The organism is Endozoicomonas sp., from assembly GCF_031844845.1.
Lineage (GTDB): Bacteria > Pseudomonadota > Gammaproteobacteria > Pseudomonadales > Endozoicomonadaceae > Endozoicomonas.
This window is the reverse complement of sequence record NZ_JAVRMB020000267.1, coordinates 1-12,067: the sequence shown is the minus strand read 5'-3', so window position 1 is coordinate 12,067 and position 12,067 is coordinate 1. Positions and strand designations below refer to the sequence as shown.

Here is a 12,067-nt window from a genome sequence, read left to right as displayed (position 1 = left end):
TTATGGCCATTATGGTGACGTTGATTCTGGTTATTGGCGTGTTGCCGTACATTGCATTGCAATTGAAGGCCATTGTTATGGGGTTTTCCCAGTTAACCAATGACAGCTGGGGTCCAGACCGATGGTCAAAAGAAGATCTTTCTCTGGCAATCACATTAACGCTCGCTGTATTCGTCATTATGTTTGGTACTCGAAAGCTGGATGCCACTGAGCACCAGAATGGCATTATGACAGCCATTGCCTTTGAGTCATTGATCAAGCTTTCGGTATTCCTGCTTGTGGGAGGCTGGGTTACCTGGATGACGGTAGATGATATTAATCTGGGTGATGTTTTTCAGCGAGGGAAGGCAGATACACCAGTAGACTGGTTTGACAGTATTCTGATGCCAACCGTGATGGCCATGGCCGCTATCTTGTGTTTACCGCGGCAGTTTCATGTAATGGTTGTTGAAAACAGCAGTATTGACGACTTTTACCGGGCTCGCTGGCTTTTTCCTGCTTATCTTCTTTTGCTGGCCCTGTTTGTCATGCCTCTGGCGCTGGCAGGTAATCAACTGTTAGGTGATGCTGTTCCCGGTGATGCCTATGTGATTGAGTTGCCAAAAATGCTGGGTAGTTTACCCATGGCTACACTGGCTTTTCTGGGGGGTGCTTCTGCAGCAATCAGTATGGTCATTGTGGCAACCCTTGCCCTGACAACCATGGTTTCTAACGAAATACTCATGCCGCTTCTTCTGCGCAGAACCAATTATGGAAACCGCAGGGAAAGTAATGATTTCTACCGTTTCAGTGGATTACTGCTAACGGTCAGGCGAACGACCATCGTCTGTTTGCTGATGATGTCCTGGGTCGTTTATCGGTTATTGGGCGAGTCAGCTTCGCTGGCAGCTATTGGGCAGATGTCCTTTTCTGCAGTGGCACAGCTGGCTCCTGTGCTACTTGGTAGTCTTTATATAAGAGAGAGTAATGCTAACGCAGCGGCTGGTGGGATATTGGCAGGTTCTGTTGTCTGGTTCTTCTGTCTTGTTGTGCCTGTGCTGGTGAATGTTGGATGGCTCGATTCCACCATTGTTCAAATGGGACTGTTTGGTTATGAATGGCTGAAGCCGGGCAATCTTTTTGGCCTGCAGATGACGGACACGGTTACAGGGACAGCGTTACTGTCACTTTCTCTAAACACTGTGATCTATTTACTGGGCTGTCTTTATCTGCGACCGGGTGTAGAAGAGAGGAGGCAGTCCCGTAAATTTGTGGATGCTGTCCTTACGGAAGATGGTGTCTTTCTGGATGTGGCGATTACTGTTGGAGAGCTTGAGCACCTGGCTATCCGGTTTGTCAGTAAAAATCGGGTGCATGGTGTTATCCAGAGTTTTGAATCAGGTGGTAACCCGCTGTTTGGCTTCCTGAATAAAAATAAACAGGCGGAACCACAACTGGTTGCCGCGATTGAGCGGTTGCTGGCGGGAACATTAGGCGCATCATCTGCCCGTATTGTCATGAAATCCCTTGCCCATGGAAATGTGGCATTGGAAGAGGTTCAGGCGATGGTCGATGAAGCCTCCGAAGTATTTCAGTTCAACAGGGAGCTGCTTCATGGAGCTATTGAACACATCAGTATGGGTGTCAGTGTTGTTGATCGTGATCTGCAGCTGGTGGCATGGAATAAGCAGTACCTTGAACTCTTCGATTACCCGGATGACTTGATCAGGGTTGGGCGTTCAATAGCGGATGTGATTCGGCATAATGCATTAAATGGGCTCTGTGGCTCGGGTGCTGAAGAGGAGCATGTTAATAAGCGGCTTTCTTATATGCGCGATGGGATAGCCCATCGATCGGAGCGACGTCGTGCTGATGGACGGGTGATTCAAATTCAGGGGAATCCTATGCCTGGTGGAGGATTTGTCATGACCTTCACCGATATCAGTGAGTTTCGTCAGGTGGAGCATGAGCTGAAAGAGGTGAATGAGAGCCTTGAACATCGTGTGCAGGAGAGAACCAAAGAACTGTCATTATTAAATGTGCAACTTTTGGGCGCGAAGTCTCAGGCGGAAAAAGCCAATCATCTGCGATCACGCTTTTTTGCGGCGATCAGTCACGACCTGATGCAGCCAATGAATGCAGCAAGGCTTTTCACTGCTTCGATGGAGTTAGAAGTCAGGGGGACAGTACTGGAAGAATTGGCGCAGAATATCAGTAACTCCCTGAAGTCGGCAGAGTATCTATTGACTGATCTTCTGGATATGTCCCGAATAGAGGCTGGCAAGATGGTAGTCAGTCGCCGGGAGTTGCCGGTAATGGAGATTTTAGAGCCATTGAAATCTGAGTTTGTCCTTCTTGCTAAGGAAAGTGGGCTGACTTTTCGTGCGGTGCATTCCAGTACGTGGGTCAAAACTGATCCTATTTTGCTGCGAAGAATATTACAAAACTTTCTCACTAACGCTTTTCGCTACGTCGAAAATAGTGAGTTAAATGGAAAAGTACTTCTGTGTTGCCGTTATTTAAACAGTGAGCAATTGAAGATAGAAGTGAGGGATAACGGCCCGGGTATACCTTCGGCACAGCAGGCGCTGATATTTTCTGAGTTCAAGCGCTTATCGACAACCGGTAATGGTCTTGGTTTAGGGCTCTCAATCGCAAAAGGGATTGCCCAGATACTCGGTGCCAAAATATCGCTATCGTCTTCTCCTGGCCAGGGAGCGGTATTCTCTGTTGTTGTTCCTCTGGTGCAGCGAAAAACCATCGCTGGGACGTTGAATATTCCTGTTGGAAATGCAGGGTCTATGGGTTTAAAAGTCCTTTGTATTGATGATGAACCTAAAATTCTTGAAGGGATGACCAGCCTTCTTTCTCGATGGGGATGTCAGGTCTCTTCTGCCCAAAGTTATCTGGGAGCAATGAGTGCTATTGAAAGGGAATCTCCAGATTTACTGATGGTGGACTATCAAATCGGTGAGAAAATAACAGGAGTTGAGCTGGTTGAGAATGTCAGAGCCAGGTTGGGATATGAGATAAGCGCTGTTCTGGTAACGGCAAACCAGCAGGATGGTTTACGGCAACAGTGCCGGGACTTGAATATCCGCTATTTGGCTAAGCCGGTGAAACCTGCGGCAATGAGAGCAATTCTTAATCTCTATGAAGTCGAGAACAGGAAAACTGAAAAAAACAGTTAATTCTGGTTATCCTGATCAGGCGAGGCCTGCCGGGGCTGTTCAATTTCCAGCGCTTTAATGGCGATAACCGCTTGAGTACGGCTACGTACGCCCAGCTTTCTGAAAATTGCGGTGACATGAGCCTTGATCGTCGCCTCTGAAACACTCAGATCATAGGCGATCTGTTTATTCAGAAGACCTTCGCTGATCATACCCAGAACCCTGAATTGCTGTGGCGTCAGAGTTGCCAGCTTCGACTCAATGTCACTGGCTTCGTGTGAGCCTGTTGGTTGAATGTTTGCAGGCCACCAGTTCTCACCATCAAGCACTTTAAGAACGGCACCTTTAAGGAGTTCCAAAGGTGTGGACTTTGGAATAAATCCATTAGCACCATGTTGAATGGTTTTATGTATAACCTGCTGGTCATCAGAAGCAGAGACGATAACTACCGGAACATCCGGGTATTGTCCTCTCAGGAAAATCAATCCTGACAGGCCGTGGGCTCCCGGCATATGGAGATCTAATAAGATGAGATCCGGTGAATTGTTCTTATCCAGCAAAGACTGTAGCTCGGCAATTGAGCCAGCTTCACAGATCAGAGGTTCCTGCAGTGCCTGACCAACAGAGGACTTGAGGGCTGTCCGGAATAAGGGGTGGTCATCAGCAATTATTATTGTGTAGTCCATTTCTTGAGCTTGCCATTATCTGGTTAATCGGTCAATTAATAGAATCCTGTGAATTAATAAAATACCAAGGATCTTATTCAAGTATAAGTAAATACATTCTTTATAATGGAACTATTCTTTGGCGGCTCGGTCATATTCGCTAATGATTTATTGAATTAAGGGTTTTTCATGGCAGATTTTGTCAGTTCCTCTATTGCTCCGGTTCCTGTTAATAATGGCGTATACAGCGCAAAATATAGTGCAGATCAGCAAAAAAATAAGAGCCAGGATAACAGTAGCGTATACACCACAGAATATCGTGCAGATCAGCAAAAGAAGAGTCAGGAATTAGTTGCTCACAGAGCACAGCGACAGGAAAGCCCAGCCTGGAACACACTCAAGGAGGTCGTCTGGGCTCCATTGATGTCATTTTTCCAGCTGGGGCAAGCCGTTGGGAGCTTTGCCGGACATCTTGTTGTGGCACTTCCTGCGGCTATTGTTGGCGGTGTTTTCGGTACCTGTATCTATGCACCTTTCATGAAAGCTGTAGACCTCATTGGCAGAAGAGAAAATACAAAATCATTCTTTGAATATGCCATTAAGCCTGCCCAGTTACTCAGTAACCTTGCTTATAATCGCGTTACTGATTTTTTGAGTCGATATGTTCTGGGGCCAGCTCTTTTGATTACCGTTGTTGAGCCCCTTCTCTATCTCGCCGTTGCCGCAGGCGTTGCTGTGGCATTGTCACCATTGATCTATAGAGATTTTGCCCACAATAATTCCCAAAATGTTGAATATTTTATTGATAATCCTTTATCTGCCTCGGTTAAATGGGGCTCTTATCACCATATTTGGCAAAGGCTGGATAGTGCAGCAGCCGGTAAGAAGATTCATGGTCGGGCTGCACTTCCAATGGGCGCTGATTCAGTGCCAGCCTGGGTTGGGAAGCCAGACACGCCTGCGGCACTCCGTTCTCCGGGAGGTTGATATATGGAGGCCAGAAATTAGTAGGGAGTCAGTTGAAATAAAAAGCAACGAACGCAACAAGCCCTGCTAGACTTGGCCTGTGCTGGTCTTTTGGTCGCAATAACACAGTCATTTTCCTGCTTCCAAGGTGATGTATTGTGTTTAAGATTTGCATAAAGGCAGCTTGAGCCTTGGATCATAACAACGAATGTTGCGCTCGTTGCGGTTTTAATCAAGAGTAGGAGTAGTCTCTATATTTCATGCCATCGCTGTTTGTGATGGCGGTGAAATTTTCTTCTGAAATATTTTGGAGATACTGGACTAAAGCACTCCGGGTGCTTGCCATGAATATTGGCGTAGAAAGCCTGGATTTCGGAAAGATCCTTCTCCATATCATCGCCGGGCTCGATAACAGGGCCGAATCCGCCAACTTTACCTTTGAAATCCAGAAAGGCGAGAACGATAGGAATCCCCGCATTTTTGGCCATATGGTAGAAGCCCGTATGCCAGCGATCACTTTTGGCGCGAGTGCCTTCGGGACATATCACCAACCCCAGCTTACGGTGTTGTTTGAAGGTACAAACGGTCTGTTCCACCAGGCTTCCTCTGCGGCAGCGACCATTGCGGTCCAGCGGAATACCGCCCATCCAGCGCATAACCCAGTTAAACGGACCCCGGAATAACGTGTGCTTGCCAACCCAATAGCAATGAACTCCAGTGGCGAGACCAATAGCCATGCCAAAGAGAAAGTCCCAGTTGCTGGTGTGGGGAGCGCCTACGAGCACGTATCGAGCCAGTCTGGGAGCCCTGCCTTCAATTCGCCAGCCCATCACTTTGAGAAACAGCTTTGCCACTAAAGAGAGCGCCTGGCTGATAATGGGCGTATTGAAAATGGTGACTTGCATGATTCAGTAAATGCCTTGCTTTCCTGGTTCACAAGAAACGGTGTTGAAAGCTATCGGGATGCGATCGCTTTGAACACAGCTTCAAACAGATAATGTTTGCAGTGGTATCAAAAATACTCTTGACCTGCTGCTAAAAAGAAAGTCATCTGGGTGATTTGGTTAATAAAACTATTGCCAAAAACGATCTGTATGTTTATACAGTGTTTATCCCGGAACTAATTGAAACATGATGGACAGTGATCCTGACTTTCTGCGCAAGAGGATCCAGCAAAAAGTGATTCAACGAAAGATCATACATATTGATTTTGACGCTTTCTTTGCCAGCATTGAAATACGTGATAATCCGAAGTTGTCAGGAAGGTCTGTTGCTGTCGGGGGGGCTTCTGACCGTAGGGGAGTCATTGCCACCTGTAACTATGAAGCCCGCCGTTTTGGGGTGCATTCTGCCATGTCCTCGGCCCAGGCGATGAGATTGTGTCCAGAGCTGAAAATTATTCCTCCACATTTTTCTGTCTATCGTGAAGCCTCCGCTGAGGCTCATGCTGTTTTTCGCCAATATACTGATTTTATTGAACCTTTGTCTCTGGATGAGGCTTATCTGGATGTGACTGGGACAAGCCATTGCCGTGGCAGTGCCACATTGGTTGCAGAGGAAATTCGGCAGAAAATTTTCCAGAAATTGCAGGTAACGGTGTCTGCTGGCGTTGCGCCCAATAAGTTTCTCGCCAAAATTGCCAGTGACTGGAACAAGCCCAATGGTCTTTTTGTGATCACTCCGGATCAGGTCAATGACTTTATTTTCGATCTGCCTGTGAAAAAAATTCATGGGGTAGGGCGTGTTACTGCTGAGAAGCTTCACAAAAAGGGCATAAAAAACTGTGGACAGCTCAGGCAGTACTCAATTCTCGAGTTGAGTCGCTGGTTTGGCAGCTTTGGTGAGCGCTTGTGGGAGCTGTCCAGAGGGAAGGACGATCGGGAAGTCCAGACTCATCGACGGAGAAAATCACTGTCTGTTGAACATACGTATGATCAGGATCTTGTGGGCCTTGAGTCAGCTATGGAGCAGGTGGGACCTTTATTGGATGAGTTGCAGCAGCGATTTGGTAAAATTGAGAAGGAGTATGCGGTCAGCAAGTATTTTGTGAAGGTCAAGTTTGCTGACTTTACCCAAACAACATTAGAAGAGAGCATTCCGACGACAGGTGAGAGTACTCTAGATCATTTTTCCCGGTTAATGGCACAAGCATGGGAGCGAGGCAGACGTCCCGTCCGCCTGCTTGGGTTAGGTGTCCGGCTGTTGGATCTTCAAAGTGAGAGGGCGCTTGAGCAGCTGGAGCTGTTTGAAAAAAAACAGCATAACCTTAGATAATGAAAGGATATTATTTATCTGAAAAAAATGGCTTTATTCTATTGAAATAAAGCGAAACCTTTTTGAAGTTTTCATGTAAAAGGCAGGCAAACTCCTTTAATACTCTGGATTCCGGGTTTATAGTTTGAACTGTTCCCTGGTTGCTGCTTTCAAGACTGAAGACTTTCTTTTGCAATGACTCCATTGTCAATACGACAAACTTGGCATTTTTTTCGCGGAAAGAACTGTTTTTATCAGCAAAGAAACTCTTCTTACTTTGAGAATCAATATTAAGACTGTCAATAATGGAAATGAGGGGGTCAGGAACATATGCATTTTTAGATGAAGTATCTGCTATTGCTTCAACCAGGGCAGGAAAGTCGAATTTGTAGCGTGCTTTATATTCATTTAGTTTGGTAAGCAGTTCATGTTTGACCGTTGAGCCGGGGATGTTTTCAAAACGCAGGCCAGAGAATTTCAGGTTACAGTCTTCTATTGTCGCCAAATTTTCTTTTTGAGTTCTCACCAAAGGTTTTATTTTTTGTAGCATATCATTTCTCTTTGTCTTACTGAGCTCATCGAGAAGACGGCTAAAGAAATTTTCTGCAACTTTTCGGGGTGTCTTTCCCTGTTGTTCCATTGAAAGCATTGTAAAGATAACAACCAGTTTACTTAATAAACTCCGGTCACCTTGGCTTGTTTTATTGGCAGACATATATAGATCGTAAAGCTTTCTATCGGTTTTTTCGACGCTGTTTCGAAATGGATCAATCATGTAGAGAAACGGGTCAGCTGCAATACTGTAGTCGGGGAAGCCACCCAGAATTTTAGCCAGCTCCGGGAAATCTACACCATACGCAGATTTCAGCTCTGATAAACAATAGTCCAATGTCTGTATGGGATGTTCGGGAGCAATCGCAGTGACTGGCATGGTTGCCACAGGCGTATAAGGAGGTGGTGGTGCTTCATAAGCTGGTGGTGCTTGGGTTGACTGCGGGTGGGCGTTTTCCATTGAGACTCTGACTGTACGTGAATCGCGGTTCGTTGCAGTTTTTTTATCCTTATCCCCATCCCCAGTCTGCTCAGGGTTGAGGTTAAGCTTTGCAAGCTGCTTATTGATGCCTCCCATTGCCATAGCTATCTCCGAAATTAGATGAATGCCGAATAATTAAAGGGGAATTGGAAAATTCAATTCACTCGCAGTTTAAGACATTCGAAAAGCAAAAAAGTTTCGGCTTTTTAGGGATATCTGTGTTTAAGTTGGTTTATTGTAAATACAGCACTTTTCCGCCAGTTGTCCCATGAAATTAGAAATCAGGCAGTATCCGGCAAACCAGTAAAACCCTGAATGTAACTGGGCCTCAAACTGAATGAGGGCATTTTCTACAGCAGAGCCATTAGCAGCCAGACTGGCAATTAATACACCAATGGCAAAAACATCGGCCATGGACCATTTGCTTAAGAAGCTGTTAATGCTGAGCAGTTTATGGTTTTTCTTCAGAAAGTTGGCCAGTAACAGGCAGCCAAGTTTAAATGCAGGAGCCAGCAGGCTGAAGGTAACGATCAGTAATGCCACAAGATGGTAGCCACCTTTCCAGAGATCCTCGGCAGTACCAAGAATAGAGCGTGTTTTCTCATAAACCCTTGATGTTCCTTTAACCTCAATGCTGTCCAGAAACTGCGTAGCAAGGCTTGCCATGGCGGGATGAAGGCTTTGCTGCTGAACAATCTTTTTTCCCTCATTCAGCATTGCCTGATGGTCAAGGTCTGCTTTCATGGTAATCATGGGTTGCGTCAGCCCCGGGATAAGCAGTCCCAGGGAAATGACCATCATCAAGGGCAAGATTAGTTTCTGGAACGTCATGATTAGTCTCATTATTATTGGCTATTGAAAGTAGACAACTTATTCTGCCTATAAGTTTCAGACTTCGACCTTAACCAGTAATGAAAAGTGGCTGGCTACTTTTCATACCACTTTTCATACCGGCTCCAGATGTTCTACGAGCAGTTGAAGATTCTGCTGACCACGAAACTCATTGATATCCAGCTTATAAACCGCTTTGATTTTCCGAATGTTGGGGTTAGGCCATTGCCTGTTGTCGATATTAAAGGCAATAGCATCCAGCCACAGCTCGCTGCCAGGTATCTTCAGCACCATTTTCAAGTGCTTTTCACCCACCAGTTTCTGCTGAATGATCTGAAAGCTGCCATCAAAGCTGGGCTCAGGAAAACTCTGTCCCCAGGGGCCGCCTTCCCGAAGGGAGAAGGCGGTTGTCATGGTCATCTGGCCAGGCATCAGCTCGCCATCGGTATGAATCTCTGACTGTAGATCATCAGCGGTGAGCTGTTTCCTTACCTCCAGGTCAAAAGCCGCTTTGAATGCCTCGAAGTTTGATTTTTTGATGGATAACCCGGCAGCCATGGCATGACCACCAAACTTGATAATTAGCGCCGGGTGCTCCCGGGCAATGCTGTCCAATGCATCCCGCATATGGAGCCCCTGCAGGGATCGGGCAGATCCTTTAAGTTCAGCTTCTCCAATCGGGTTGTCAGCTTCTGCAAAGGCAATAACCGGGCGGTTGAGTTTCTCTTTGACTCTGGACGCCAGAATACCAACTACACCCTGATGCCAGCTTTCCTGAAACAGGCTGATACCCCAGGGGCGCTCTGTTTCCTGATCAAACCTGAGTTGTTCAAGCTCTGCCATGGCCTGATTCTGCATGCTGCCCTCAATCGCCTTACGGTCACGGTTGAGCCCATCAAGTTCAAGGGCCAGCTCCCGTGCCCTGTTCATATCCTCACAAAGCAGTAACTCGATACCAATAGACATATCATCCAGTCGTCCGGCGGCATTGAGCCGTGGTCCCAGGGCAAAACCCAGGTCAGAGGCTACGAGTTTTTCTGCATTTCTACCCGACACTTCGATTAATGCGGTTATACCTGGTCGACAGCGTCCGGAACGGATACGTGCAAGGCCCTGGAACACCATGATGCGGTTATTGCTGTCCAGTTTGACCACATCAGCGACAGTGCCCAGTGCCACCAGGTCAAGCAGCTCTGCCAGATTTGGCTCGGCGTATTTTTGAAAATGACCGCGAGAGCGCAGTAAGGTTCTCAGGGCGCACATCAGGTAGAAAATAACGCCTACCCCTGCCGTATTTTTTCCGGGAAACGGACACTCTGGCTGGTTCGGGTTAACAATCGCGTCAGCTTCCGGCAGCTCCCGGCCAGCCAGGTGATGATCGGTAACCACCACTTGCATGCCTTTGTCTTTTGCTGCCTGTACGCCTGTGATGCTGGAGATGCCATTATCAACAGTGATCAACACCTCTGGCTGAAAGGACAGGGCGGCTTCGACAATCTCCGGGGTCAGTCCATAGCCATACTCAAAACGATTGGGGACCAGAAAGTCGGCATGGCCTCCCATGCTCCTTAATGCCAGAACGCCCAGAGCGCTACTGGTGGCGCCATCGCAATCAAAGTCTCCAACAATCAACATGCGCTGCTGCTGGATAATGGCATCTGCCAGAATTTCAGCGGCTTTATCGATATCCTTAAGCTGTCTGTAGTCGTTTAGTTGTTGCAGCTGTCTTGGAAGCCCATCCTGAGACGTTATTCCCCTGGCATTATAAATTCGTGCCAGTAGCGGATCAGTATCGGGCGTAAAGTGACAGGACGAAAGGTTGTATGGGCGACGGATAATATTTACTGGCATAGGTATGAGACAAAACAGGCAGCTGAAGGTGAGGCATTCAGAGTAACACAGCTTTATAAAAACTTAAGATAGCCATCATGCTATTGAAAACATGATGGCTATATCTTTTTAAGCTTTTTGAATAAATGCTTTGAGAGAGGTGAGATCGTTTTCGAGAATGTCGTAACGTTCTTCCCGCTCAAGCAGGTCAGACATATGAGCAGGTAGAGCCGGTGCATCCAGACCGGCTTTGATCACGGCATCAGGAAATTTTACCGGATGGGCCGTTGCCAGGGTTACAACCGGTGTTTTCCTTGCCAGTTCAAGTTCTTCAGTGGCCCGGATCCCCGTGGCTGTATGAGGGTCAGCAAGATACCCGGTTTTTTGATACAGGGTGCTGATAGTGTCACATACCTGCTGATCATCAGAACGGCTGCTATCAAATAGCGTCTTGATGTTCTGCCACGCCTGATCATCGACCCGAATATTGCCAGTTTCCTGAAAGGCTGACATCAGTTCCGCCATGGCGTTGCCATCACGATTATGCATATCAAACAGCAATCGTTCGAAGTTGCTGGAAACCATGATGTCCATGCTGGGGGAGAGTGTCTGGTGCAATGCATCCTTACGGTAATCATTGTTCTGGAAGAAACGGTGAAGAATATCATTGTTGTTAGTGGCAACAATCAGCTTCTCCACTGGCAGGCCCATTCCACGGGCAATATATCCTGCGAAAATATCGCCAAAATTACCGGTAGGCACAGAAAAACTGACTGGCTGGTCGGGAGCGCCAAGCGCCAGGGCAGCATGGAAATAGTAGACGATCTGAGCCATGATTCTGGCCCAGTTGATGGAGTTAACGGCGACCAGACGAGTGTTTTCTGGCAGGAATGACTGATCAGAGAAGCATGTTTTCACCATATCCTGACAGTCATCAAAATTACCATGGATGGCAATGTTGTGAACATTGCTGTCGAGAACCGTGGTCATCTGACGACGCTGGACTTCTGAAACCCGCTGGTAAGGGTGGAGAATAAAAATCTCCAGACGCTCACTATGGCGGCATCCTTCTATTGCTGCAGAGCCGGTATCGCCGGAGGTGGCGCCCAGCACCACAGCTCTCTCATCCCGTTCAGTCAGAACATGGTCCAGAAGACGGCCCAGCAGTTGCAGGGCAAAGTCTTTGAAGGCGAGGGTTGGGCCATGAAAGAGTTCCATCACCCACTGGTTGCTGCCCAGTTGCTGTAAAGGGGCGACAGCCTGATGACTGAACTCATCATAGCTTTCATCAATCATTTGTCTGAGTTTGTCGTCAGCAATGGTGCCACCAACAAATGGCT

The 12,067-nt window shown here is 47.2% G+C and carries 9 protein-coding genes; 3 read left to right on the top strand and 6 right to left on the bottom strand.

Annotated features, from left to right (window positions below):
• Positions 1-3,170 (top strand): PAS-domain containing protein (locus RM811_RS14465; RefSeq protein WP_402525576.1); only part of this gene is annotated, 3,170 nt, incomplete at its 5' end.
• Here the strand turns inward: RM811_RS14465 and RM811_RS14460 are convergent.
• Complete coding sequence (locus RM811_RS14460; protein WP_402525574.1) at positions 3,167-3,835, bottom strand: response regulator; 669 nt, start codon at positions 3,833-3,835, stop codon at positions 3,167-3,169. The two genes, RM811_RS14465 and RM811_RS14460, sit on opposite strands and share 4 nt — an antisense overlap.
• A 168-nt stretch (positions 3,836-4,003) precedes the next feature.
• Between RM811_RS14460 and RM811_RS14455 the strand changes: the two genes are divergently transcribed.
• On the top strand, positions 4,004-4,801 hold the full coding sequence (locus RM811_RS14455) for a hypothetical protein (RefSeq protein WP_402525572.1): 798 nt from the start codon (positions 4,004-4,006) through the stop codon (positions 4,799-4,801).
• A gap of 230 nt (positions 4,802-5,031) precedes the next feature.
• Here the strand turns inward: RM811_RS14455 and RM811_RS14450 are convergent, their stop codons facing one another.
• Positions 5,032-5,685, bottom strand: coding sequence for a lysophospholipid acyltransferase family protein (locus RM811_RS14450; RefSeq protein WP_402525570.1), 654 nt, complete (start codon positions 5,683-5,685; stop codon positions 5,032-5,034).
• A 226-nt stretch (positions 5,686-5,911) separates the two neighbouring features.
• On the opposite strand from RM811_RS14450, the gene dinB reads away from it, so the two are divergent.
• Positions 5,912-7,054, top strand: a complete 1,143-nt coding sequence (gene dinB / locus RM811_RS14445) for a DNA polymerase IV (protein ID WP_402525568.1) — start codon at positions 5,912-5,914, stop codon at positions 7,052-7,054.
• Positions 7,055-7,064: 10 nt separating this feature from the next.
• On the opposite strand, the gene RM811_RS14440 is transcribed toward dinB, so the two are convergent.
• The 4 genes from RM811_RS14440 to thrC form a co-directional block, all read right to left on the bottom strand.
• Entirely contained in the window at positions 7,065-8,168 is a 1,104-nt protein-coding gene (locus RM811_RS14440; RefSeq protein WP_402525566.1) for a hypothetical protein, read from the bottom strand.
• A gap of 120 nt (positions 8,169-8,288) precedes the next feature.
• Complete coding sequence (locus tag RM811_RS14435) at positions 8,289-8,897, bottom strand: paraquat-inducible protein A (protein ID WP_402525564.1); 609 nt, start codon at positions 8,895-8,897, stop codon at positions 8,289-8,291.
• Between the two features lie 114 nt (positions 8,898-9,011).
• Positions 9,012-10,748: a single-stranded-DNA-specific exonuclease RecJ gene (recJ, locus tag RM811_RS14430; protein WP_402525562.1), complete on the bottom strand. Its 1,737-nt coding sequence runs from the start codon at positions 10,746-10,748 to the stop codon at positions 9,012-9,014.
• A gap of 108 nt (positions 10,749-10,856) precedes the next feature.
• The coding region (thrC, locus tag RM811_RS14425; RefSeq protein ID WP_402525559.1) for a threonine synthase at positions 10,857-12,067 on the bottom strand (1,211 nt) is incomplete at its 5' end.